Genomic DNA, 24,390 nt, shown 5'->3' with positions numbered 1-24,390 from the left:
GCTGGAAGCCTGCTAATGTACAGAATGAGTTGACGATTTTGATGGACGCTCATGAACTCTGACCTGCAGACCCCGAGGGCGGACCAGCCGGCCACACTGGCGACGACGATCTATGCGCGCCTGAAAGCCGACATCCTGACCACGCGGCTGGAGCCCGGACGCAAGCTGCAGTCGCGCTTCCTCATGGAGCAGTACAATGTCGGGCAGACCCCACTGCGCGAGGCCCTCAATCGCCTGACCACGGAAGAGTTCGTCGTCGGCATGGAGCAGCGCGGCTTCTATGTGAAGGAGGTCAGCAAGGACGAGCTTCAGGAACTGACCAAGACGCGGTGCTGGGTCGAAGGCCTGGCGCTGCGCGAGTCCATGCAGAATGCGACCCAGACCTGGGAAGAGGCTCTGCTGGTTGCGCATCACCGGCTCGATCGTACGCCGCGTTCGCTCAAGCCCGATACATTCGAGAACAATCCGGATTGGGAGAAGGTGCACCGCGCGTTCCACGCGACGCTGATCGGTCTTTGCGGTTCACGGCCGCTGCTCGGCTTTTGCGAGCAACTCGCCGACCGGCTCTATCGCTATCGCATGATGTCGATTGCAAAGGCGTATCCGGCACGCAAGGTCGGTGCTGAGCACAGTCACATCCTTCAGGCAGTGCTCGCCAAGAATAGCGAGCAGGCCGTGCACCTGCTTCAGCAGCACTATCAGCGCACCGCCGACGTCATCTATTCCGACTTCGACGGATTACTGGCGTAGCTCGGCGGCGGCACAATGGCGGCTGTCCAGCGGTTTCGAAAGAGCCGGCGGGCCGGGCCGCCCGTCAGGTTAGGACCCGCCGCTCGAGTCGCAGCATGTCGCTGCGCTCCCCACGGACATTCGGACGACGCATTTTTCATATGTTCAACGGCTCGACCTTGTCGGCACGGACCGGTTTCGATCGTCCTTGGATGGACGCATCCAGGACGTGCCGTAGATGGCCCCCGCGCACTGACGTGACGCGTCACCTTGAACCGTCGAAATCGAACCAGGAGCAATGCCCCATGAGGATCACCGTCGAAACCAGCGTCGCAGCCCCCATCAATCAGGTCTGGCGTGCCTATACAACGCCTTCCGACATCATGCAGTGGAACGCCGCGTCGAACGACTGGCACACCACCAGGGCGACGGTCGATCTGCGCGAAGGCGGCGCCTTCTCGTCACGCATGGAGGCCAAGGACGGCAGCATCGGCTTCGACTTCGCCGGCACCTACACGAAAATCGACGAGCACAAGCGGATCGAATACGCGTTCGGCGATCGCAAGGCCGAAGTCGAGTTCGTGCCCGGCCCGAAGGGCATTGTCGTCCGCATCACCTTCGACAGCGAAGCGACGCACTCGGTCGAGCAGCAGCAAGGCGGCTGGCAGGCGATCCTCGACAATTTCGCACGACACGTGGAGGCAAGGAAGAAGACATCGTGACGGCGTGTGGGGCAGACGACCACCGCGTCCCTCAAGGTCGGGGCGACGCGCGGCAGCAGCCATCAACCAAATGGTTTCCGCGATCAGCGCGAGCGCTTCGGCAATTTCGGCAGCTTGTCGGGATTGAACGAAGCGGCCTGCCCGGTTCGTTCAGGTGCGGGCGGCTGCTGCTCCGTGCGAATGAGGGTACCCTGGAGGATCATTCCCGGCACCTGCACGGCCGTCGCCGTGTAGGTCGCGACCTTGCCCGGGCAGCTTCCCTCGATCTCCAGCGTGAGCTCATCGTCGACGCCGAAGACCGTTGCACGTCCGTCGGTGTGGCGCTTCGTCGATACGGTGGCGGTGAAGCGATCGCCGTCGACCTTGCAGAAGCCGTGATACGTCATCAGGCTGTCGCAGCCCCAGATCTGTCCGTCTGGGACATGGACTATGCCGGTGCCTTGATCGAGCGGCGTCTTGTACCACGCCGTGTAGCTGCCGTCCTTGAGCATGGGAGCTGTCTCCCCTGGCATTCCCGCGTGCATCATCCGCATGATCAGCGCTAACAAAGCGTTAATCGCGCGGCCCGTGCCAATCCGGTCTGTCCCTGCGCAGCTCGGCTTCAAGGTCCTCGATGATGCCATGAAGCAGACATGCGGCAAGCGGATCGGTCACCTCCCGCTCCAAGCGCCTGTAGCGCGCGATCTGGAATTCCTGCTCTCTCAACTGGTGCTCTGTCATCGGACGGGCCCTCCGACGAACCGACGCAGAGACAGCCGAACAGTTTCGTTAAAGTTTTCGGATCATTTGCCATGGTTTCCGAGCGGTTAAGGCGCGAGGGGTGCCCCGGCGCTCGAAAAGGCGCGCAGGGGCAAACGCTGGTGCGATGTCCGAGTCAATCTCCGATGCTCCACCCAAGGCGGGTAGCTGAGAGTGGACCAGCTTGATAAGCCTCCTGCTTCTGCATGTTGCGCCGCAACCGTCGGCAGCGCACGCCGCCGCCTTGCTTGCAGGATGGCGGCGATGCCGAGCCAAGCACCGCTTAGAATTGCGATGAACCTCGCTTTCAATTGCACGCTCGGCGTGCTTCTGCTACGTTGAGGTACGTGCCTCATTTCACCTCGCGAGGTAGCCGGTGACCCGCCTCTGCCGCGAAGTCGCGGATGGCGGCTGATCTGCACGCATCTCGGGGACGGAGGCATGCGCTCAATTCGAGCTCAAGCAGAGTTGGCCGTCATCAAAGGCCGACCGCCTAAGGGGAGGATGATATGCAGCGTCTCTTGGTTGCAGGTGTGTCTGTTGCGTTCGCGATAGCGCTGGGCGTCGGCTCGGCTGATGCGGCGGACAAGAAGGTTCTGGCTTTCGTCGTCAACGGCGCATCCGACTTCTGGAAGATCGCCGAGGCCGGAATGAAGAAGGCGCAGGGCGAACTGCCCAACTACGAACTCCAGTTCAAATATCCGGAACAGGCTGCCGCCGCCGTGCAGCAGCGCGTGATGGATGACCTCGTCGCCGCCGGTGCCGCTGGCATCATGGTCAGCGCGGTCGATCCGAAGAACCAGACCGAACAGCTCAACAAGGTTGCGTCCCAGACGGTGCTGTTCACCACCGACAGCGACGCGCCGCAATCCAAGCGCGTGGCCTATATCGGCTCCTCCAACACCGATCTCGGCAAGGAGGCGGGAAAGCTGATGGTCAAGGCGCTTCCTAACGGCGGCAAATGCGTCGGCTTCGTGGGCCTGCCCGGCGCCGACAATGCGCGCGAGCGCATCGAAGGCGTGAAGGAGACGATCAAAGGCTCGAAGGTCGAGCTCGTCGACGTCCGCGGCGACGAGATCGACCAGACCCGTGCCAAGCGCAATGTCGAGGACATCCTCGCAGCCATGCCCGATGTGAGCTGCCTCGTAGGCTTCTACTCCTACAACACGCCGCGCATCTACGAGGTACTCAAGGAGGCAGGCAAGCTCAACAAGATCAAGATCATCGGCTTCGACGAGGATCCGATCACCCTCGGCGGCGTCAAGGAAGGCACCATCGTGGGCACGGTGGTGCAGCAGCCGTTCGAATGGGGCTATCAGGGCATGAAGCTGATGGCGAATTACATCGGCGGCAACAAGTCGGGCATTCCGGCCAACGGCATCATCATCGTGCCGGGCAAGGTCATCGAAAAGGCGAACGTCGACGACTTCATGAGCTCGATGAAGCAGATGCTGAAGAAGTAGGAGGATCGGTGCTGCGCGCAGCGCGGCCTGCCATGCCAGAGCCTTTTCTCGAGCTGGTCGATATCAGCAAGATCTATCCCGGCGTGGTCGCTCTCGACCACGTCGGGCTAGAGGTGTCGGCCGGCGAGGTGATTGCCCTGGTCGGCGAGAACGGGGCAGGCAAATCCACACTGATGCGCGTGCTCGGCGGAATCGTGGAGCCGAGCGGCGGCGTGATCCGCGTCGACGGCATCGAGCGAAGCTCGCTCGCCGTGGCGGATGCGATCAAGGCGGGCATCGCCTTCGTCCATCAGGAATTGAACCTCTTTGACAATCTCGATGTCGCCGGCAATGTCTTCATCGGCCGCGAGCCCGTGCACGGCGGGCCCTTGCGGCTGATCGACCGCAAACGGCTCTATGCCGATGTCGCTCCGCTGCTCGAGCGGCTGGGCTGCGATTTCGCACCGGACGCGCCGCTCGCCGAATTGTCGCTGGCGCAGCGCCAACTCGTCGAGATCATGAAGGCGCTCTCGCTCGATGCCCGTCTCGTCATCATGGACGAGCCGACCTCGAGCCTGACGCTCACCGAGACGGACCGCTTGATGCGGGTCGTCGCCGGCCTGAAAGCTCACGGCGTCAGCATCATCTTCATCACACATCGCCTCAACGAGGTGATGCAGTGCGCCGACCGCGCGGTCGTGTTGCGCGACGGGCGCATGGTCGGCGCGCTCACGCGCGCGGAGCTCTCGCCGGCGGCGATGATCAGGCTGATGATCGGCCGTGATCTGAAATCGCTCTACGTTCCGCCGGCTGCACCGCCCGGCGACAGCGCGATCGAGATCATCAATGCCGTCACCGACACCTATCCGGACCGTACCGTGAGCCTGTCCGTCCGCCGCGGCGAGATTCTTGGACTGGCCGGGCTCGTCGGCTCTGGACGCACGGAGCTTGCGCGCGCCGTCTTCGGCATCGACCGATTGCGTGGCGGCACGATGAGACTCGATGGCGAGCCGATCCGCATCGCCAGCCCGCGCGCCGCCATCGATCGGGGCATCTATCTGGTTCCGGAGGACCGCAAGATCTCGGGCCTGCTGCTCGACGTCTCGATCGCCGAAAACATCTCGCTGCCCGATCTGGCGTCCTACTCGCGCTTCTGGCTGGTCGATACGGCGCGCGAAAACGAGAATGCCTCGCGCCAGCGCGAGCGTCTCAATATCCGCGCGCCCGACGTCGCCACCGCGGTCCGCTCTCTGTCGGGAGGCAACCAGCAGAAGGTTGTGCTCGCCAAATGGCTGTCGATGCGGCCGAAGGTTCTGATCTTTGACGAGCCGACGCGCGGCGTCGATGTCGGCGCCAAGCAGGAGATCTACGACATGCTGCGCCGCCTGGCCGACGCCGGCGTCGCGATCCTGATGATCTCCAGCGACATGGAGGAGGTGATCGGGGTCAGCGACCGGATCGCAGTCATGCACGAGGGCGCGATCTCGGGTTTCCTTGATCGCAGCCAGTTCAGCGAGCACAATGTGCTCCAGCTCGCAGTCGGCCACTCAGTTGAGGCGGAGGGAATTTGACAAAGAAAGACCTCAGCCTTCTGGTTCTGATCCTCGTGGTTGGAACCGTCGTCGCCCTCATCAATCCGAGATTCCTGTTCGTAGGCAATCTCTCCAACACCGCCAACCAGGTCGGACTGTTCGGCATCTTTTCCATCGCGGAAGCTTTTGTGATCATCATCGGCGGAATCGAGCTGTCGGTTGGTTCCGTGATCGCGCTGCTCGGCGTCCTCTTCATCGACCTCATCGTCAATCATGACATCAACTGGATCGCCGCAGTCGCGATGATCGTCGCGGCTGGGCTCGCGATCGGCCTGATACATGGCACCCTGGTAACCAGGATGCGGATCCAGCCTTTTGTCGTGACGCTGTGCGGTCTTCTGATCTATCGCGGCGCGGCGCGCTACTACACCGAGGACGCGACGGCGGGCTTCGGCTTCGGTGCGAGCTTTCCCATGCTGGAATGGCTGACCGCCGGCCGCACCAACGTGCTGGGCTTCCCGCTGCCGCACAGCGTGGTGGCGCTCGCGGTGGTAACCGTCATCGCCTGGGTGGCGCTGCACCGCTCCGTGTTCGGCCGCTATCTCTATGCCGTCGGCAAAAACGAAGAAGCGGCGCGCTACTCCGGCATTAGCTCAAACCGGGTGACCATCTCGGCCTATATCATCTGCGGCGGCCTGACCGCGTTTTCCGCAATCTTGATCGCGATGTACACCCGCTCGATCTCGCCTGCCGTGCATGGCTCGTTCTACGAGCTCTACGCCATCGCCGCCGCCGTGCTCGGCGGCTGCTCCTTGCGCGGCGGCGAAGGTTCGATTATCGGCGTCGTGCTCGGCACCGTGCTGCTCCAGATGCTGCAGAATCTCGTCAACCTCCTCGGCATTCCGAGCTCGCTCAATTTCGCGGTGATGGGAACGGTGATCCTGGCCGGGGTGCTCGGCGATCAGTATCTGGTCCAGCGGCGGCATCGCGCGAGTGCGGCCAAAGGCCTGGGGCAAACGAGCGTCGCGGCCGCACCGCTGGGGCGGGCGAAGGCGGAGTAGGCGGCGGACAGCGTGGCACCGGGACGGGTCCTCGATGTCACGGCACGTCGCCGTTGCTGCGACTTCCGCCGATGCTGTGCGGCTTGTTGAGGAAGAACTCCCGATTGCCGAGAGCTGCTTCCGCGTACTGGTCGATCGCGACCTGGATGGCCTCGATGTGCATGCGGCACCAACCCTCGAGGCAGGACAGGCGCCGCGCATGATCGAGCGCCTTCAAAAATTCCGGCGGCTCCTGCATGTCGGAGAAATAGGTCGGCCTCTGTCCTTTCATGCCCGTGCCGCCTCTCGCGGCGGGACGAGACGACGCCGCTCGATACGGAGGCGCGGCGGCGTCGGCTTTCGGCGGGGAACGAACAGGCTGGCGACGACGATCGGGTCGGTGTCTCCGAGCGCGGCCCGCTCCTGGACGAGCCCGCTCATTACCGTACGCATCTTCATGACCTCGTTGGCCACGAAAGTGCAGTCCTCGTCCCGGTTGATCTGTTCATGCATGATCGCTTCAGCCTCACGCATGCTGATACGTAACGCCCTGATGATCTTACGGATTTCATTGATGCGGTTGTCCATGGCTCGCTCCCTTGGCTGGACGACCAGCATAAGAACAAAACATGAACAATGAGTCAATCGGCCTGAGGTAGAACACAGCCGTGGCGACACGCCGCGCCGGCGCACCGACGAAGCCCCCCCCTCCTCGTTACCCACACCGGCCCCGGGCTTGCCGGGCCGGGCTCAGAACGTCACCCTCATCCCCGCATAGAACGCGCGCGGCCTTGCCGGGCTGAGCGAACGCGGGTCGTTGAAGTCGGCGCCGCCGTTGGTGAAGTTGGGCACGGCTCCCGTGTCGAAGAACTGTCCGTAGGTCGCGTAGCGTTTGTCGAAGATGTTGTCGACCTTGCCGTAGAGCTGGAAATTCTTGGTCACCTGGTAGGAGGTGTGGAGATTGAACACGGTATAGGACGGCAGCTTCGCATATTGATTGGACTCGTCGCCGACCAGATATTGGCTGGAGACGAAGATCGCGTTGCCGCCGACCTTCCAGACGTCGGTCACGGCATAGTCCACGCCGACCTTGACGCGGTGACGCGGGATCGCCGGAAGCTGGTTGCCGGGCGAGACCTGGATGTTGCCGTCGGCGTCGGCGAACGGGCTGTTCGAGCCGATGGTCAGTGCGTCGAGGAAGCGCGCATCGACGAAGGCGTAGCTCGCCTGGAACTGAAGCGTCGACGACTTGATGTTGATTTCGGCCTCGAGCCCCTGCCGCCGGGTCCGGCCGACATTGGAGAAATAGCCAAAGCCGGTGCGGCCGGGAACGGGGATAGCGACGATGTCGTCGTAATTGGTGGCGCGGAAGCCGCCGACTTTCCAGCCGAGCGTGCCGATGTTCAGCTCCCTGCTGCCGCGCAGGCCCGCTTCCACGGTCTTGGACACGACCTGCTTCAATGGCGGATCGGAGACGAGAAACGCGGCAATGAGACAGGGACGGGCCGGATCGGAGCAGCCGAGTTCCAGCGGCGTCGGCACGCGGTTGGCCTCAGAATAGCCGGCATAGGCGGTCAGCTCCGGCGTGATTTTGTAGGTGCCGCCGATCACCGGATTGAAGCGGGTGAAGGTGTGATCGCCGTTTAGATCGGTGCCGAGTTGATCCTCCAGCGAGATGCGCGCCACGTTGAAACGGCCGCCGCCGGTGACGGCAAAGGCGTCGGTGATATTGAACGTGTCCATCGCGTAGAGACCGTTATATTGGTTGACGGTCCGCAGCGAGACGGGACCGGCAACGGTATCAGGTACGCCGGTCGGCCCCAGGAAGAGTCCGCTGCCGCTGACGACGTAGTTTTCTCCGATCGAGCCGATCTCGGCGGTGGCGTTGTAGCGCGTGACGCTGGCGTCATAGGTCGCGCCCATCACGAAGCGGTTGTCGTGCCCGAGCAGCTGATCGGTGTTGGTGGCCTGCCCCGACACGCCGAAGGTGGTCGACCGTATCGAGCTGCGGTCGATCTCGCCGAGGATGGTCCCGGAAGGATACGGATTGGCAAGCTGCACGCCGCTCGTGCCATTCGCCGGTGTCGTGTCGTCGCCGAAGCACAGCAGCCCGGCGATGGCGCATTCCTGCGCGTCGGTCGGGTTGCCGTCGACGAGCTTCTGCTCGTAGCGGCGCACATGCGCGGTGCCTTCGAGCGTCCAGGTCGGCGTCGCATCGACCTTGCCGGTCAGGTTGAGATAGCCGACGCGGTTGGAGGTGGTCTGCGGGGTCGTGTAGGTCGCGCCCCAATATTTGTCGAGCAGCTCGGCGGGAACGGTGGCGCTGGCGCCGAAATCGTTCTTGGCGACGCCCATGTTGGCGTGGAATTCGCTGTCACCGGCCTTGTAGCCGACGTCGCCGTAGAAGCGCCGCACGTCCGACTGGGAGAAGTTGCGGAAACCGTTGTCGTGCAGGCCCTCGAGCGCGGCATAGACGGCGTAATTCTTGTCGACCGTCTTGCCCCATTGCGCCGAGCCCTGGATGCGGCCGAACGAGCCGCCCATCAGATCGAGCTCCGCGCCCTGATAGGTAAAGCCGTCCTTCATCTGCAGATTGATCGCGCCGCCCAGCGCGTTGAGGCCGAAGGCGGGGTTGTTGGTCACGAGCGTCACCGACCTGATCGCAGCGGTCGGGATCAGATCCCAGTTGACGGCGTCGGAGAACGCTTCGTTGATGCGGACGCCGTTCTGGTAGACCGCAAGGCCTTGCGGCGTGCCGGTCACGGGCGAGGCGACGAAGCCGCGGAATTCGACATCCGGCTGAAACGGATTGCCGGTGACTTCGGTGATGTTCACGCCGGCGATGTTGTCGCGGAGCGCATCGGTGACGTTCAGCGAGCCGGTGCGCCTGATCTGGCTGGCATCCACGGCGTTGATCGCCGACGGGACCTTGTCGACGTCGAGACCCCGGCCGGTGCCCGGCGAGGTCGGGTAGACGTAAAGGCGCGTCTTCGGGCTGGCGGATGACGCCGCCCCGACACGCGCGACCGGCCGCGTTGGCGCGCTGCGCCTCACGCTCGCCGGCGGCGGCGCGGTCACCTCGACCGGCGGAAGGTTCTGGACGTTGGTCTCCTCGTCCTGTGCCGCCCACACGGGGGCCGCGAAGACCAGCCCGGACACCAGCCCGCTCGAAACCGACGCCATCAACAAACGACGCTTGCACCCAAGACGCTTGAATCCAACACGCCAAAGACGATTGCCCATCCCTGCCTTCCCATCCGTGACCACCGGCTGTTTTGATTTTCGCCGGTTGGTCGAGGGCGAGTGTAATCGGCAGCAAGGCGTGCGCCAGCCACAAAAGGTCGGGCCATATCCGCACCAATTTTCCCGACAAAATCGGGAATTCTTCCCGACGCGATCAGGCCACCGCCGTCGGAACCAGCGCTTCGACGGTCAGACCGCCATCGCCGGAGACGACGTTGAGTGTGCCGCCCAGCGCCAGGATCCGCTCGCGCATGCCGACGAGGCCGAAGCCGAGCTTCTGGCCCGGCTCCATGCCGCGGCCATTGTCGCTGACCCGCACCCGTGCGCAGAAGCGACCATCGCCCGATACCTGCTCCACCGGCTCGATGACGACGTTGACCGAGGTCGCGCCGGCGTGGCGGAACACGTTGGTCAGCGCCTCCTGCACGATGCGGTAGATGGTAAGGTCGGCGGTCTCGCCGGTGACGCCAAGCGCCGGCGAGATCACGGTCTCGATCGCGACATCGGGATGCGATTCCCGCCACAGCCGCGACAGCGATTCCAGCGCCTGACGCAGGCCGAGCTCGGCAAGGCCGACGGGGCGCAGACGCTCCAGCACCCGGCGATTGAACTGCTGGAGCGCGTTGATCTGCTCCAGCATGGCGCTGCCGTGTCTTCGCACGGCCTCGGCATTCGGGGCGCGTCCGTCCGCCTGCTTCGCCAGCGCACTGGCATGGGCGCGCAGCGAGAACAGGTAGGGGCCGAACTCGTCATGGAGCTCGCGCGCGATCTCCTTGCGCTCGACGTCCTGAAGCGACACCGTGCGTTCGGCGAGGCGCCGCTTGTCCTCGATCGCCTCGCTGAGCGTCGCCGCAAGATGGTTGAGCTTGGTGCAGATCGCTGCGAGTTCCGGCGCGCCGCCCGGCACGACGCGCGCCTGATAGCGTCCGCCCTCGAGCTCGGCCATCACATCCGCCAGGGACTGCAGCGGCGCCAGCGCCCGCCCGACCACATTCATCATCACCAGGAACAGCGCCAGCGCGATCACCGAGCCGACCTCGAGCTGGGTCACGATGCCGTCCCAGATCTCGGCGATCTCGTCGTCGGGGTGCGAGGTGATCAGCAGCGAGCCCGGCTTGCCGTGGATCGAGACCGGCACGCTCACCGCGGTCTGCTCGGGATGAACCAGACCGACGAACCAGGCCGGAGGCCCGCGCGTGTCGTCATCGGCGTCGCTCCGGGGCGGCGTCAGCGGACGACCGTCGCCGTCCCGAAGCGCGATGCTGACATGGCGCAGGCGGCTGAGGTCGCGCGCGATCTGGTTCAACCGCGCGTCAGGATCCGGCGCCTCGTTGAGGTCCGCAACGATCATCTCGATGAATTCGCGCGCCAGCCGGATCACGCTCTGGTCCTCGGCCTGCACGCGCGGCCCGGCTTCCGCGACCTGGCGGCCGATATTGACCGCGAGCCCCAGCGCCAGCAGCAGCGCCAGCAGCAGGTTGATGCGCGCGCGCAAGGATAGATTTTGCCACATTGGTGCCGCCTGTCGCCCCGCGAAGGTTGGCCCGCGCCTGTCCGGTGACGTTGACAGAGGCGAAGCGCCCGATATCTAATCGAAACCGTACAGCAATCCCGGCCGGGTTGCATGAGGCGACATGAGACGCGCATTTGTCTCGTCCGGTATCATGCGGCGGAAAACAGGTCGGCGCTGTCGCGAGGAGCGTCCATGCGCATTCTGATCGTCGACGATCATCCCATCGTGGCTTCCGGCTGCCGTGCCGTGCTCGCCGACGAAGGCGAGATCGAGATTTTGGAGGCCGCCGACGCCGAGGACGGCGAATGCGTCTTCATCGTCGAGCGCCCCGACCTCTCGATCATCGACATCAACCTGCCGACCGTCTCCGGCTTCGAGCTGGCGCGCCGCATCCTAGAGCGCGCGCCCGAGGCCCGCATCATCATGTTCAGCATGAACGACGACCCCGCCTTCGCCGCGCGCGCGATCGAATGCGGCGCCAAGGGCTATGTCTCCAAGACCGGCGACCCCGACGACCTCGTCGAGGCGATCCGCACCGTCGGAGGCGGCGGCACCTATCTGCCGAGCGCGATCGCGCGCAGCATCGCCTTCGCAGGGCCGACGCTGGCGCAAAGCCCGCTGTCGAAGCTGAACGCGCGCGAGATGGAGATCCTGCGGCTGCTCAGCGCCGGAAAGAGCCTGTCCGAGATCGCCTGGCTGGTGCAATCGTCCTACAAGACGGTCGCCAACACCTCCTCCATCATGCGCCAGAAACTCGGCGTCAAAACCTCGGTCGAGCTGGTGCGGCTGGCGATCGACAGTGGCGTCGCCTGACGCGCCGGCAGCCGCCGCAAATTCGGTCACACAAGCGTTGCAATCATGATGTGGTTAGATGCCACGGAGCCCAAAGCCATGACGATTCAGACTGTCTCGACCAATACATCCTATGGCGGCGTGCAGGGCGTGTATCGCCACGCAAGCCAGGCGACCGGAACCGACATGGTGTTCTCGGTCTATGTTCCCCCGCATGCAGCCGGCGCCAAGCTTCCAATGGTCTGGTATCTGTCCGGCCTCACCTGCACGCATGCCAACGTCACCGAGAAGGGCGAATTCCGCAAGGCCTGCGCCGAGCTCGGCCTGATCTTCGTCGCGCCCGACACCAGCCCGCGCGGGCCCGACGTGCCGGGCGACGCCAACAATGCCTATGATTTTGGCCTCGGCGCCGGCTTCTATGTCGATGCCACGCAAGAGCCGTTTGCGCGCAATTATCGCATGTGGAGCTACGTCACCGACGAGCTGCCGAAGCTGGTCGCCGAGAATTTTCCGGTCGATGCCAAGCGGCAATCGGTGATGGGCCATTCCATGGGCGGCCACGGCGCGCTGACGGTGGCGCTGCGCAACCCGCACCGTTTTCGCGCCGCCAGCGCGTTCGCGCCGATCGTGGCGCCGTCGCTCGTGCCCTGGGGCATCAAGGCGCTGACCGGCTATCTCGGGCCGAACAAGGATACGTGGCGCAGCCACGACACGGTGGCGCTGATCGAGGACGGCGCGAAGTTTTCCGGCTTCCTCGTCGATGTCGGCGAGGCCGACAATTTCCTGAAGGAGCAGCTGAGGCCAGAGCTGCTGCAGGCCGCCTGCACCAAGGCCAACATCCCGCTGACGCTGCAGCGGCAGGCGGGCTACGACCACAGCTATTATTTCATCTCGACCTTCATGGGCGATCACCTGCATTGGCATGCGGAGCGATTGAAAGGGTGATGCTCTGCACGCCAAGCGCACGCTGCCTTCCCTTCTCCCCTTGTTGTGGGAGAAGGTGGCAGCGGCGCACGCGGAGAGAAGAATCTACTCCGGCTTGCCGTAATTCGGTGCCAGCAAGCGGTTGCGGATGAGGTAGTTCATCGTGCGGGTCCAGGATTCATCCGTGTTGCCGCGCATGTCGGCGCTGGCGGCGGTGATCATGTTGCCGGTCTTCACGTCGCGCAGATAGATGTTGAGGTTGATGATCAGGTTCGAGACCTTCTGCACCATGCCGGTGATCTCCAGCTCGGCGCCGAGTTCTCCGGCAAGCTTGAGGTCGCAGCCGCCGCAGGCCTGCAGATTGGCGTGACGGGCGGCGTCCCTGACCGGCGCGATATCGAGCACCTGGAACCTGCCTGACTCAGTCAGTTCCTTGCGCAGCTGCTCGCCGATGCGATCGAGCCGCGCCTCCTCCGGCTTGGAGCCGTAGAACTCGCCCGGCAGGCTGGTGTCGATCAACTCGAAATCGAACACCGCGAGCTTCGGCGGATCGGCGCGCGCGCCCGATGCCGTCAACAGCAAAGCCATGAAACATATCAGCAAACATATCGGCGCTCGCATGATCGTGATTCCAGGCCTCCTGCGCGGGGACGAAATGCGGGGTTGCATGGCCCGGCAAATCGGTCATGCTTTAGCAGAGACAATTCTCGACCGGCGGTCAAGCCGGGGAGAACCTCTGGAGGAAACATGATCCGATGGTTGGTCGGCCTGATCGGCTTGGGTGTCACCGCGACGAGTGCGCTCGCGGCTGACCCTGTCATGATCGGCGTCGGCTATCTCGGTATCGCCGGCACCAGATCGACGCTGTCGCTGGTCGAGCAGCCCGCGGACAATGACGGCGTCGCCGGCGCGCGCCTCGCCATCGAGGACAACAACACCACCGGCAAATTCCTGGGCCAGCGTTTTGCGCTGGAGGAGCGGCGTATCAAGGAGGGCGAGGATGCCGTGCAGGCCGCGACCGATCTTGCCGCGCGCAACGGCTTCATCATCGCCGATCTGCCGGCCGATGCGCTGCTGAAAGTATCGGACGCCCTGCGCGAGCGCGGCACGCTGTTGTTCAATGCGGGGGCGATCGACGAGCGGCTGCGCGAGGCCGATTGCCGCGCCAACGTCATCCATACCGCGCCGACGCGGTCGATGCTCGCCGACGCGCTCGGCCAGTACCTGGTGTGGAAGCAGTGGAAGCGCTGGCTGCTCGTGGTCGGCTCGCATGACGAGGACAAGCTGTTCGCCGATGCGCTGCGGCGCACCGCCACACGGTTCGGCGCCAAGATCGTACAGGAGCGCAATTTCGAGGACAAAGGCGGCGCGCGGCGCACCGATTCAGGCGTGACGCTGATCCAGCGCCAGATGCCGGTGTTCACGCAACAGGCGCCGGCCTACGACGTGCTGGTCGCCGCCGACGAGAGCGAGGTGTTCGGCGCCTACCTGCCCTATCGCACCTGGGATCCCCGCCCCGTCGCGGGCTCGGCCGGTCTCGTGCCGCGGAGCTGGGACGCTTCACAGGACCAGTGGGGCGCGATCCAGATGCAAAACCGCTTCGTCAAGCTGAACTCGCGGCGGATGACCGCGCTCGACATGCAGGCATGGACGGCCGTACGCATGATCGGCGAAGCCACCTCGCGCACCAATTCCGGCGATGTCAAAAAAGTCACCGATTTCATCAAGGGTCCGGATTTCTCGGTCGCCGCCTTCAAAGGCACGAAGCTGACCTTGCGCGACTGGAACCTGCAGCTGCGCCAGCCGATCCTGCTCGTCGACGGCCGCATGGTGGTGTCGGTGTCGCCGCAGGAGGGTTTTCTGCACCAGGTCTCCGAGCTCGACACGCTCGGCTACGATCGCCCGGAGAGCAAATGCAAGTTGAAGTAAGGATACGGATGTCGCGCATGTGGCGCGTTGGGCTTCTTTCCGGGCTGGCGCTGACAGCCGCGCCGGCGCATGCGTTCATCGCCTATGTCTCGAACGAGAAGAGCAACACGGTGTCGGTGATCGACACCGAGAGCTGGACCGTAACCAAGACCATCAAGGTCGGCCAACGCCCCCGCGGCATCGATTTCACGCGCGACGGCAAGTTCGTGATGGTCGCAGTCGGCGACGACGACACCATCCAGATGATCGACGCCAAGTCGCAAACCGTGGTGGACAGTTTGCCTTCCGGGCCCGACCCGGAATTGTTCGCTCAGGATGCCGCCGGAAAGATCCTTTACGTCGCCAACGAGAACGACAACACGGTGACCGTGATCGATCTCGAGAAGCGCGCCCGGGTCGGCGACATCCAGGTCGGCGTCGAGCCCGAGGGCATGACCATCAGTCCGGACGGCAAGACGCTGATCAACACGTCCGAGACGACCAACATGGCGCACTTCATCGACACCAGCTCGCGCCAGATCGTCGCCAACGTGCTGGTCGACGCGCGGCCGCGCTTTGCCGAGTTCAAGCACGACGCGTCGGAATTGTGGATCTCCTCCGAGATCGGCGGCACGGTGTCGATCATCGACCCCGGAAAGCACGAGGTGATCGGCAAGGTCAATTTCGAGATTCCGGGCCTGAGGAAAGAAGCGATCCAGCCGGTCGGCATCGGCATGACCCGGGACGACAAGACCGCCTTCATCGCGCTCGGCCCCGCCAACCGCATCGCCGTGGTCGACACGGCCACCCGCAAGGTGATGAAATATCTGCTGGTCGGACAACGGGTCTGGCACATGGCGTTCACGCCGGACGAGAAATACCTGCTCACCACCAACGGCGTGTCGAACGATGTCTCCGTCATCGACGTCGCCGCGCAAAAAGTGATCAAGACCATTCAGGTGGGCGAGCTGCCCTGGGGCATCACGATCGCGCCATGACCAGCCCCGCCCCCATCGCCGACCAACGCGAGACGCAGAGGCCCGATCCGGCCGCGGTGCCGGCGCTGTCGATCGACGGCGTCAGCCATTCCTATGGCCCGCGGCGCGCGCTGCTGGACGTCTCCTTCAACGTGCAGCCCGCGAGCTTCACCGCGCTGCTCGGCCTCAACGGCGCGGGCAAGAGCACGTTGTTCTCACTGATCACGCGGCTGTTCGGCATCCAGTCCGGCCGGGTCGGCATTTTCGGTCATGACGTCGGCAAAAGCGCCGGCGAGGCGCTGCGGCTGCTCGGTGTCGTGTTCCAGCCGCGCACGCTCGATCTCGATCTGTCGCTGACGCAGAACCTGCTCTATCACGCCGCCCTCCATGGCATCAGCCGCCGCGACGCCGCCGCGCGCAGCGCCGAGTTGCTCGGGCGCATCGGGCTGACCGAGCGCGCCGGCAGCAAGGTGCGCGATCTCTCCGGCGGACAGATGCGGCGGCTGGAGATCGCGCGGGCGCTGCTGCACCGGCCGCAACTGCTGTTGCTGGACGAGCCGACCGTCGGCCTCGACGTCAAGGCGCGCGCCGACATCATCAGCCATGTCCGCCAGCTCGTGACCGAGCAAGGCATCGGCGTGCTCTGGGCCACGCATCTGTTCGACGAGATCATGCCGGGCGACGATCTCGTGGTGCTGCACCAGGGCAAGGTGCTGGCGCAGGGGCCGATGAGCCGGGTCATCACGGAAGCCGGCGCGCAGGACGTCAACACCGCCTTCATGCGCCTGACAGGCGCGCAGACGATGCCGGGAGGCGGCGGATGAGCAGCATCACCACGCGCGAGGCCCCACGCGGATTCTCGACGTCCGAGTACATGACCTGCCTCACCGGCATCGTCTGGCGCGAGGGGCTGCGCTTCCTGCATCAGCGCGAGCGCTTCGTCTCCGCGCTGGTGCGGCCGCTGGTGTGGCTGTTCATCTTCGCCGCCGGCTTCCGCCAGGTGCTCGGCATCTCCATCATCCCGCCCTACGAGACCTATATCCTCTACGAAGTCTATATCGCGCCCGGGTTGATGGCGATGATCCAGCTCTTCAACGGCATGCAATCCTCGCTGTCGATGGTCTATGACCGCGAGATGGGCAACATGCGCACGCTGCTGGTGAGCCCGCTGCCGCGCGGCTTCCTCTTGTTCTGCAAGCTGCTCGCGGGCACGGCGGTGTCGCTGCTCCAGGTCTATGCGTTCCTCTTGATCGCCTGGTTCTGGGACATCACCCCACCGCCATCGGGTTATCTCACCGTGCTCCCGGCGTTGATCCTGTCCGGGCTGATGCTTGGTTCGCTCGGCATGCTGATCTCCTCCGGCATCAAGCAGCTGGAGAATTTTGCCGGCGTCATGAACTTCGTGATTTTCCCGATGTTCTTCGCATCCTCCGCGCTCTACCCGCTGTGGCGGGTGCAGGAGGGCAGCCCCTATCTCTATTATCTCTGCGAGGCCAATCCGTTCACCCATGCGGTCGAACTGATACGTTTCGCACTGTACGGACAGGTCAACTGGATCTCGCTGGCGGTGGTCGCGACGTGCACAATCGTCTTCATGATCGGCGCTATTCTGGCCTATGATCCCTCGCGCGGGCTGGCGCGACGGGGCCCTGCGGGAGGCGAAGGATGACGGTTCGGATCTTGGCGATGGCGGTTCTCGCGCTCGCGCTGTCGGGCACGGCCGCACGCGCGGCCGATCCGCGCTATCCAAACTGGCCGTGCACACAGGCAAAAGTACCGGAGATTTCGCTCGCGGCCGTCTGGGCCGGCCCGGCGCTCGACGACGTCCAGAACAAGTGGAAGGACGACACCAAGGTCAGCGCGCTGGTCTCGAAGCTGTCGGCGCGCAAGACGCCGCTGGACGAGGCCGAGAAGTCAGTGAAGGAATTCCTGGCGGGCTCCGGCGCCGACAAGGCCGCGAATGCGAAACTGCTGTTCGCCGGCCTGTTCGATACGCTGAACGCCCAGCGCTCCCAGGTGATGATCGGGCTCGAACGCGTCAGCCGCAAGCAGCGCGAGGCGGCCGACAATATCCGCGAGGAGTCGGTTCAGCTCCAGGCGCTCCAGGGCGCAACGCCGCGCGACGACGCCAAGGTCGACGCGCTCAGCAACGAGCTGATCTGGAAGACCCGCATCTTCGAGGACCGCCACAAGGTGGTGCGGTTCGTCTGCGAGGTTCCCACCACGATCGACCAGCGGCTGTTTGCCCTCGGGCGCCTGATCCAGCAGGAGATGGAATAGCGTCAGCCTCACTGACCGCTTACGGAGGGTTCCCGCGGCCGCGGGCGATCGTTAACCTATTGCCACGCTATCTGCCGGAACCAAATCGATCTAGGATGTCTTGTCGATGGTAATCCAAGGCATCGGGAGGCCTCGATGGGAACCACTAGATTCATCCTCGCGGGCGCGGCAGTCGTCGGCATGCTCGCCACCAGCGCTTTCGCCGACGACATGACCGGAATGGTCACCAGGATCGATCGGCTCAACAGCACGATCTCGATCCAGCAGACCCAGAAGGGCACGGTCGGAGGCAGCGCAGGCGGTGCCGGCACGCTCCAAGAGTACAAGGCCAAGGACGCCGCGATGCTCGATGCCGTGCATGCCGGCGACAGGGTGAGCTACTCTGCGACCGACACGAGCGGTACGGGCACGCTGACGAAGCTGCAGAAGCAGTAGGCCGGGGTCTTTGCGGCCATCCTTCGAGACGCCCGCTTTGGCGGGTTCCTCAGCATGAGGTCTGGCTTCGTCGTGAGATGTTGAATCGTCATCGTGAGGAGACCGCGAAGCGGTCGTCTCGAACCACGAGGCCACCGCTACAGCACGCGATTTAGGTCGACTACTGCTCCGGCCGCGGCTCCGGCTGCGCCTCGTCGGTCGGAAGCTTGGCGCGTTCCCAGCCGTCGGTGCCGTCGGGGTACCAGGCGACGTTGGAATAGCCGTACGCCAACGCGCGCTTGGCGGCATTCCAGGACATCCAGCAGTCGGCCAGGCAATAGATCACGAGCAGCGCGGCCTTGTCGCCGCGCGAGGCGCGTGCGAGGCCGCGCTGGAAATAGTCGTCCATGGCGGGCGGCAGCGTGCCGTAGCCGGTGTCGGGCAGCCAGATGCTGTCCGGGATGTTCTTGCGCGGTGCATCGCGCCAGACGGTCCCCGCAGGAAGGTTCTTCGGCTTCGGCGGACGCGGCAGCACGTCGACGAAGGCGCCGCTCTTGGCGCGCCAGATCGCCTCGGCTTCCGACGTCGACAGCACCCGCGCACGCTCCAGCGTCGCCGGCACCGGCGCGCGGTAATTGTCGGCGCGATAACCCTCGGGCTCGAACGGCTCCTGCTGCTGCGCCAAACTCTGCTGCGCCACGTGCTGCTGCGCAAAGTGCTGCTGCGCAAAGCCGGGCGCCGCCAGGACGGCGGCAACCAGCGCAGCGGCAAGCTGTCGCCTCATGGCGTCTTCTTGGCCGTCTCCGCGCCGAGCGGCCGATCGCTCTCGTCGAGCAGCGGGACTCCGAAGTCGAGCAGGATCTTGTTGATCTCGCCCTGGTTCTCCTGGATCAGCTTGTTGAGCTGCCGCTTCCAGTTCTGGTCGGCGGGACGCACGCCCATGCCGATGCGATAGACCAGCTTCGGCCCGGTGGTCTCCTTCACCAGCGGCGTGACGTGCAGCGAGCCGGCCTTCTTGGCATAGAATCCCGCCATCGGTCCCCACAGCACACCGGCGTCGATCTTGCCGGCCGTGAGATCGTCGATCATCGCCTGCGCCGAATTGTCGTAGCGGGTGTCGATCATCAGCGGATAGGGTTTTGCATCAGCCATCAGGCCGGCAATCGCCATGTTGGTTGCGGGCGGCGTGCCCGCGACGATGCCGACATGCTTGCCCTTCAGTCTCGGATCTTCGAGCTTGTCGACATCCTCGAGTCCGCTGCCGGATTTCGCGACCAGCGCATAGGTCGTGCGGTAATAGGGATTGGTACCCTGCACGATGTCATCGCCTTGCGGAAAGCCCATGATCACGTCGCAGCGATGCGCGCCCAGCGTCATTCGCACGAAGCCCGTCGCCTGCGGGAAGAAGACATAGTCGAGCTTCTTCTGGAGCTTGTCCGCGAACAGTTCCGCAAGCTTGTTCTCGAATCCCTCGCCCTTCTCGTTCGAGAACGGCAGGTTGCGCGGATCGGCGCAGACGCGCAGCACCTTGGGATCGACCAGTTCGAAAGAAAGGTCGCCGGTTTCGCTGGTCTGCGCGACGGCGACGTCGCCGAACGCGCAGGAAGCAACCAGGATACTCAGTGAAAACAACCAGCGACGATGTCGTCCGGCCTCCGTCATCGCGCTTCCTCCTCGTTTTGATTGAATGTTATCCATGCAACGCACGACGCGCCATGTTTGCCAACTTCGTGCTGGCTTTGCTTTGCTGCAGTGCAATACGGCAAACTCTTTGAACTGAGGCGGAAAAGTGTCTCGCATCGCGCCAATGATCGCAGCCTTGTCCCTGCTGGGGACAGTGACGCTAGCACGCACTGAAGCGGCCGAATTGCCTGTGAGCGAAGTCGCGCCCGGAATCTTCGTACACTCCGGGGCCATCGCCCTGATGACGCGCGAGAACGAGGGCGACATCGCCAATGTCGGTTTCATTGTCGGCGCGGATGCGGTGGCCGTCATCGATACCGGCGGCAGCCTTCGCGAGGGCGAGGCGCTGCTCGCGGCTGTGCGGGCCCGCACCAGCAAGCCGATCCGCTACGTCATCAACACCCACGGTCATCCCGACCATGTCTTCGGCAACGCGGCCTTCGCCACCGGGGACACGCGCTTCGTCGGCCATAGCAGGCTGCCGCAGGCGCTAGCGACGCGCGGTCCCTATTATCTCGATAATTTCAGACGCATCATGGGCGACGAATTGATCTCACCTGTGAGGATCGTGCCGCCCACCCTGCTCGTGCAGGACACGCTGACGCTCGACCTCGGTTCGCGCCGACTCACCTTGCGGGCCTGGCCGGCGGGACACAGCGACAATGACCTGACCGTGTTCGACGAGACGAGCAGAACATTGTTTGCCGGCGACCTCGTCTTCCTCCGCCACATTCCGGTGATGGACGGCAGCATCCGCGGCTGGCTCGGCACCCTCAGGGAACTCGAGACCATTCCGGCGCAGCGCGTCGTTCCAGGTCACGGGCCCGTGAGCGAATGGCCTGCAGCGCTGACCGATGAACGGCGTTATCTGATGGCGCTGCTGGCGGACGTCCGGGCCTCGAACAGGAAGGGCGAAACGCTGCGGACCGCAGCTGACAAGGCGGCCGCGTCGGAACGGTCGCAATGGCAGCTGTTCGACGACTACAACGCCCGCAACGCAACCGCAGCATTCTCGGAAATTGAATGGGAGTAGCAGGCGCGCTACGCTATGTTCGAAGACTGCTTCGTCCGCGCGGGACCATGACCATGACCGGATGCACACGTCGCCTGCCCCTGATCGCCCTCCTCCTCGGCATCGGCTTCGCCGTGCCGGCGCTGGCCGAAGAGGCTGACGATCCCTGGCCGGGCCTGGTGCAGGACATCTTCAACAATCGTCCGATGAATGACGGCAACAACGTCATCGGCATCGAGATGCCGTACCGCGCCGAGGACGCGGCGATCGTGCCGGTGACCCTGCGCAGCAAGCTCTCGCCTGGCGATGCGCGCCGCATCCGTTCGATCACGCTGGTGATCGACCGCAACCCCGCGCCGATGGCGGCGAAGTTCGAGCTGGGGCCTGACGCCAACGTCAGCGAAATTTCGACGCGCGTGCGCGTCAACAACTACACCGACGTGCATGCGGTGGCCGAACTCAGCGATGGCCAGCTCTACGTCTCGAAAGTATACGTGAAGGCCTCCGGCGGCTGCTCGGCGCCGGCGGGAAAGAATATCGAGGAAGCCAGGAACCGGCTCGGCCAGATGCGCTACCGACAGTTTGCGCGCGGCGACGCACCGGCGAGCCGTATCCGCGAAGCGCAAATCATGATCGGCCATCCCAACAATTCCGGGCTGCAGATGGACCAGGTCACGCAGCTCTACATTCCCGCATTCTTCGTCAACCAGCTCAAGCTGACGCAGGACGACAGCCCCGTGCTGTCGATGGAAGGCGGCATCTCGATCTCGGAAGATCCCAATCTGCGCTTCACCTACGTCTCCAACGGCGCCAAGCGCTTTCGCGCGGAGGCCAAGGATACCGATGGGCATTTGTTCCGGAACGAGTGGGATGTGGAGAAGCCGGGGACGTGAAGGGCGTTCATCATCCTCCTTCAATATCCCTCGCCCCAACGATACTGCCATGCGATACCAACAGCCGTCAGTTCGCTTCCCGTGCGACTGGTCATGCCGGTACTGGCAGAGAGCTTGATAGAGTTCTGTCGATCGATCGGCAACGCGACCGTCAAGCCGGCTCGCGAGATCGCCTGCTCGTTGTCGCTTTTGACGCCGTTGAGGGTCGTGCGGCCGCCCGCGAAATACAGTCCGTCCAGCGCCATCCATATGCCGGACTGGAACGTATAGATGAGATGTCCCTGCACGGCATAGATCGGAGCTTGCGAGAACGTCTTGCCGCCGAAGAAGTCGGTGTTGTCGCTGAAGAAGGTCACGCTGGGGGAGAGTTCGACCGTCCATGGTCCCCATGCCTTTGAAATCCCGAGCTCGGGCCGGAACGACCAGCGATTGCCGCCGAGGTTCAGCAGCTTTGTGCTGTCATACTGCCCGAAGGGCGCGGAGACCTGCAGGCTTACTCCCACGATCAGATCCTGGTGATAGCTGGCGAAGTCCTTCGCCGAGAGCGCGGGTGCCCCAAACAGATTGACCGAGACACGAAATCGCGGATCGCCCAGGCCGGACATCTCTCGCTCGCGTGGCTCGCCGTTTACGAGCCCATGCGCGGCGAATGACGATATCGGCACGATCACGTCGAATTTGGCCGACTGGCCAGCGAGTTCAAAGGACCGAACATAGGCCGCCACGCCGGTGTCTGAGCGGAACGTGGCGTCTGCGATCGCGGTACTGGGATCGAACGCGAGCTTGCCTTGAGCGTAAACGTAGCCCGAGATCAGGAAATTCAATCCAACAGGCGTATTCGAATACGATCGCGGCTCGGCCTCCTGTGCGCTCGCATTCGAGACCGCCGACAATGCGGCGATCATTCCCAATGCCGGGCCAAGCGGGAGCCGTCTTGCGAGACGCGCTTGAGGCGCATCGGCATTTGCATCGACGATGACGGGCGCATCATCAACCGCCCGGTGCACTCCAACGCCATGCCGGTCCATCGGGATATCCTACCAAGCAAGCCCGTCGGATCATATCATCGAAGCTCCACCGGTGACCCTGGCTAGAGGAAGCGAAAGCAGCGCGGCAAGCGTCAAAAACACCTCACCTCGGCTTCCGCCTGCGCGCGCCTCAGGTCATTAACTGCGGAATTCGCCTGCTCTGACGTGCGGAACTGGACGCCGAGATTGCCGCGGACCTGGGACATGCTGAGCGCGGTCTCGGCGGTAACGTAGCGCTCATAGGGCACAATCGAGGCCACCACGTCGATCGAGCAGGAACATTGCTCGATCGCCTGCCGGCTCTCGCCATTGGCCTTCATGCAGCCATAGACGTATTCGGCGCGCGCCGACGTCGGAAAATCATTGGCCTCCTCGGCTCGCGCCGCGAGCGCGGTCGCCGCCAGCACCGTCAATGCGGCGACAATCGGTCGTAGCTGTCCGGCCAGGTTCATGAGCGTCCTCCCGCTGGTTGCGACCAAAGCTATGCTATGCGTATTGTGCTGAAAAGCACTCTATCAGAGGAAACGGCTCACAAGGTGATGAGAGTACTTGGTCGATCATTGGCGCTTGCGGCGACGCTGGTGCTGACATTAGCCGGACCCGGCCGCGCCGCGGATACCATCCGTCTCGCGGTGCAGAAGACCGGAACATTCTCCTGGGAGCTGGCCGCGATCCGCGCCGGTGGCCTCGACAAGGAGGCCGAGCTGTCGCTCGAAGTCACCGAGCTTGCGAGCCCCGAGGCCGGCAAGATCGCGCTGCGCGCCGGCAGCGCCGACATCATCCTGTCCGACTGGCTGTGGGTATCGCGCGAGCGCGCGCTCGGCGCCAAGCTCACGTTCTATCCCTATTCCAGCGCGCTCGGCGCGGTGATGGTACAGGCATCCTCGCCGATCAAGTCGCTCGCCGACTTGAAGGGCCGCAAGCTCGCCGTCGGCGGTGGTCCCATCGACAAGAGCTGGCTGCTGCTCCAGGCGCGCCTGAAGCAGGGCGGCATCGACCTGAAGTCGGAAGCGACCATTGTCTATGGCGCACCGCCCCTGATCGCGGCCAAGGCGCTCGATGGCGAGATGGATGCGAGCCTCAACTTCTGGAATTTCTGCGCCCAGCTCGAAGCCAAGGGTTTCCGCCGCCTGACCGGCATCGAAGACATCCTGCCGAAGCTCGGCGCCAAGGGTGCGGTCTCCGCGGTCGGCTATGTCTTCGACGAAAGCTGGGCCGCGAGCCATCGCGACGCCGTGGCGCGCTTCATCGCAATGACCCGCAAGGCCAAGCAGCTGCTGGTGACTTCGGATATGGCCTGGGACAAGATCGCCCCGCTCACCGGCACGACCGATCCGGTCCTGCTCAAGGTCTATCGCGACCGCTATCGCGACGGCATTCCGCGCCGGAGCATCGACGACGAGGAAAAGGACGCGCGCGTGCTCTACCATGTGCTGGCCGAGACCGGCGGCCGCGATCTGGTTGGGCCGGCGGCCGAGCTCGATCCCGGCACGTTCTATCACGCAGTCCCCGGAGATTGA

General features: G+C 64.2%; 27 protein-coding genes. 16 read left to right on the top strand and 11 right to left on the bottom strand.

All coding sequences use genetic code 11. From position 1 onward, the window contains the following. The first annotated feature begins 51 nt into the window (after positions 1-51). Positions 52-750 carry a GntR family transcriptional regulator gene (locus NR187_RS33050; RefSeq protein ID WP_256809208.1) on the top strand — a complete coding sequence of 233 codons (699 nt, stop codon included), beginning with the start codon at positions 52-54 and terminating at the stop codon, positions 748-750. A gap of 284 nt (positions 751-1,034) precedes the next feature. Further along, a complete protein-coding gene (locus tag NR187_RS33045; RefSeq protein WP_256809206.1) occupies positions 1,035-1,451 on the top strand; it encodes an SRPBCC family protein in 417 nt (138 codons plus the stop codon). An 83-nt stretch (positions 1,452-1,534) separates the two neighbouring features. On the opposite strand, the gene NR187_RS33040 is transcribed toward NR187_RS33045, so the two are convergent. After that, positions 1,535-1,942, bottom strand: a complete 408-nt coding sequence (locus NR187_RS33040) for a hypothetical protein (RefSeq protein WP_256809204.1) — start codon at positions 1,940-1,942, stop codon at positions 1,535-1,537. A gap of 61 nt (positions 1,943-2,003) precedes the next feature. Then, the gene (locus tag NR187_RS33035) at positions 2,004-2,171 is read right to left on the bottom strand and encodes a hypothetical protein (protein ID WP_211387095.1); all 168 of its coding nucleotides are present in this window, start codon (positions 2,169-2,171) and stop codon (positions 2,004-2,006) included. 527 nt (positions 2,172-2,698) lie between these two features. Here NR187_RS33035 and NR187_RS33030 point away from each other — a divergent pair. From NR187_RS33030 to NR187_RS33020, 3 genes are read left to right on the top strand one after another with little or no spacing between them, the layout of a single operon-like run. Further along, positions 2,699-3,652 (top strand): sugar-binding protein, encoded by a 954-nt coding sequence (locus NR187_RS33030; RefSeq protein WP_211387094.1) that lies wholly within the window; start codon positions 2,699-2,701, stop codon positions 3,650-3,652. Positions 3,653-3,684: 32 nt separating this feature from the next. Continuing rightward, positions 3,685-5,202, top strand: coding sequence for a sugar ABC transporter ATP-binding protein (locus NR187_RS33025; RefSeq protein ID WP_256809200.1), 1,518 nt, complete (start codon positions 3,685-3,687; stop codon positions 5,200-5,202). After that, positions 5,199-6,224, top strand: a complete 1,026-nt coding sequence (locus tag NR187_RS33020) for an ABC transporter permease (RefSeq protein WP_211387092.1) — start codon at positions 5,199-5,201, stop codon at positions 6,222-6,224. Before NR187_RS33025 ends, NR187_RS33020 begins: the two co-directional genes overlap by 4 nt. Positions 6,225-6,261: 37 nt before the next feature. Here the strand turns inward: NR187_RS33020 and NR187_RS33015 are convergent, their stop codons facing one another. The 4 genes from NR187_RS33015 to NR187_RS33000 all read right to left on the bottom strand — a co-directional run bounded on the left by NR187_RS33015 (position 6,262) and on the right by NR187_RS33000 (position 10,959). Then, positions 6,262-6,495, bottom strand: coding sequence for a hypothetical protein (locus tag NR187_RS33015; protein WP_211387091.1), 234 nt, complete (start codon positions 6,493-6,495; stop codon positions 6,262-6,264). Continuing rightward, entirely contained in the window at positions 6,492-6,791 is a 300-nt protein-coding gene (locus NR187_RS33010; protein WP_211387090.1) for a hypothetical protein, read from the bottom strand. Before NR187_RS33010 ends, NR187_RS33015 begins: the two co-directional genes overlap by 4 nt. 162 nt (positions 6,792-6,953) lie before the next feature. Beyond that, positions 6,954-9,446, bottom strand: a complete 2,493-nt coding sequence (locus NR187_RS33005) for a TonB-dependent receptor (protein ID WP_256809199.1) — start codon at positions 9,444-9,446, stop codon at positions 6,954-6,956. A gap of 154 nt (positions 9,447-9,600) precedes the next feature. After that, positions 9,601-10,959: a histidine kinase gene (locus tag NR187_RS33000; RefSeq protein ID WP_211387088.1), complete on the bottom strand. Its 1,359-nt coding sequence runs from the start codon at positions 10,957-10,959 to the stop codon at positions 9,601-9,603. 192 nt (positions 10,960-11,151) lie between these two features. Here NR187_RS33000 and NR187_RS32995 point away from each other — a divergent pair, with 192 nt between their 5' ends. Both NR187_RS32995 and fghA read left to right on the top strand, forming a co-directional pair. Beyond that, complete coding sequence (locus NR187_RS32995) at positions 11,152-11,772, top strand: response regulator transcription factor (RefSeq protein WP_211387087.1); 621 nt, start codon at positions 11,152-11,154, stop codon at positions 11,770-11,772. 78 nt (positions 11,773-11,850) lie between these two features. After that, complete coding sequence (gene fghA, locus NR187_RS32990; RefSeq protein ID WP_211387086.1) at positions 11,851-12,696, top strand: S-formylglutathione hydrolase; 846 nt, start codon at positions 11,851-11,853, stop codon at positions 12,694-12,696. 84 nt (positions 12,697-12,780) lie between these two features. Here the strand turns inward: fghA and NR187_RS32985 are convergent, their stop codons facing one another. Next, complete coding sequence (locus tag NR187_RS32985; RefSeq protein ID WP_372703288.1) at positions 12,781-13,263, bottom strand: DUF3280 domain-containing protein; 483 nt, start codon at positions 13,261-13,263, stop codon at positions 12,781-12,783. 159 nt (positions 13,264-13,422) lie between these two features. On the opposite strand from NR187_RS32985, the gene NR187_RS32980 reads away from it, so the two are divergent. The 6 genes from NR187_RS32980 (at position 13,423) to NR187_RS32955 (ending at position 18,275) form a co-directional block, all read left to right on the top strand. Continuing rightward, complete coding sequence (locus NR187_RS32980) at positions 13,423-14,604, top strand: ABC transporter substrate-binding protein (RefSeq protein ID WP_211387084.1); 1,182 nt, start codon at positions 13,423-13,425, stop codon at positions 14,602-14,604. Between the two features lie 8 nt (positions 14,605-14,612). Next, on the top strand, positions 14,613-15,581 hold the full coding sequence (locus NR187_RS32975) for a YVTN family beta-propeller repeat protein (protein ID WP_256809231.1): 969 nt from the start codon (positions 14,613-14,615) through the stop codon (positions 15,579-15,581). Continuing rightward, positions 15,578-16,384 (top strand): ABC transporter ATP-binding protein, encoded by an 807-nt coding sequence (locus NR187_RS32970; protein WP_256809198.1) that lies wholly within the window; start codon positions 15,578-15,580, stop codon positions 16,382-16,384. Before NR187_RS32975 ends, NR187_RS32970 begins: the two co-directional genes overlap by 4 nt. Beyond that, positions 16,381-17,229, top strand: a complete 849-nt coding sequence (locus NR187_RS32965; protein WP_211387082.1) for an ABC transporter permease — start codon at positions 16,381-16,383, stop codon at positions 17,227-17,229. The genes NR187_RS32970 and NR187_RS32965 overlap by 4 nt, the downstream gene beginning before the upstream one ends. Then, positions 17,226-17,840, top strand: a complete 615-nt coding sequence (locus NR187_RS32960; protein ID WP_211387081.1) for a hypothetical protein — start codon at positions 17,226-17,228, stop codon at positions 17,838-17,840. The genes NR187_RS32965 and NR187_RS32960 overlap by 4 nt, the downstream gene beginning before the upstream one ends. Positions 17,841-17,975: 135 nt before the next feature. Further along, positions 17,976-18,275: a copper-binding protein gene (locus NR187_RS32955; protein WP_211387080.1), complete on the top strand. Its 300-nt coding sequence runs from the start codon at positions 17,976-17,978 to the stop codon at positions 18,273-18,275. A 160-nt stretch (positions 18,276-18,435) separates the two neighbouring features. On the opposite strand, the gene NR187_RS32950 is transcribed toward NR187_RS32955, so the two are convergent. Beyond that, positions 18,436-19,038 carry a PQQ-dependent catabolism-associated CXXCW motif protein gene (locus NR187_RS32950; RefSeq protein WP_211387079.1) on the bottom strand — a complete coding sequence of 201 codons (603 nt, stop codon included), beginning with the start codon at positions 19,036-19,038 and terminating at the stop codon, positions 18,436-18,438. Beyond that, positions 19,035-19,916, bottom strand: a complete 882-nt coding sequence (locus NR187_RS32945) for a substrate-binding domain-containing protein (RefSeq protein WP_211387078.1) — start codon at positions 19,914-19,916, stop codon at positions 19,035-19,037. Before NR187_RS32945 ends, NR187_RS32950 begins: the two co-directional genes overlap by 4 nt. A gap of 127 nt (positions 19,917-20,043) precedes the next feature. On the opposite strand from NR187_RS32945, the gene NR187_RS32940 reads away from it, so the two are divergent. Next, positions 20,044-20,970 (top strand): quinoprotein relay system zinc metallohydrolase 2, encoded by a 927-nt coding sequence (locus tag NR187_RS32940; RefSeq protein WP_211387077.1) that lies wholly within the window; start codon positions 20,044-20,046, stop codon positions 20,968-20,970. Between the two features lie 53 nt (positions 20,971-21,023). Further along, on the top strand, positions 21,024-21,842 hold the full coding sequence (locus NR187_RS32935; RefSeq protein WP_211387076.1) for a quinoprotein dehydrogenase-associated SoxYZ-like carrier: 819 nt from the start codon (positions 21,024-21,026) through the stop codon (positions 21,840-21,842). 20 nt (positions 21,843-21,862) lie between these two features. On the opposite strand, the gene NR187_RS32930 is transcribed toward NR187_RS32935, so the two are convergent. After that, positions 21,863-22,870: a transporter gene (locus tag NR187_RS32930; RefSeq protein WP_211387075.1), complete on the bottom strand. Its 1,008-nt coding sequence runs from the start codon at positions 22,868-22,870 to the stop codon at positions 21,863-21,865. A 92-nt stretch (positions 22,871-22,962) separates the two neighbouring features. Next, positions 22,963-23,322, bottom strand: coding sequence for a hypothetical protein (locus NR187_RS32925; RefSeq protein ID WP_211387074.1), 360 nt, complete (start codon positions 23,320-23,322; stop codon positions 22,963-22,965). 87 nt (positions 23,323-23,409) lie between these two features. Between NR187_RS32925 and NR187_RS32920 the strand changes: the two genes are divergently transcribed. Next, positions 23,410-24,390, top strand: a complete 981-nt coding sequence (locus NR187_RS32920; RefSeq protein WP_211387073.1) for an ABC transporter substrate-binding protein — start codon at positions 23,410-23,412, stop codon at positions 24,388-24,390.

The sequence above is a fragment of the Bradyrhizobium sp. Bra64 genome, from assembly GCF_024519875.1.
Taxonomy (GTDB): domain Bacteria; phylum Pseudomonadota; class Alphaproteobacteria; order Rhizobiales; family Xanthobacteraceae; genus Bradyrhizobium; species Bradyrhizobium japonicum_G.
This window is presented reverse-complemented; position numbering and strand designations above follow the sequence as displayed.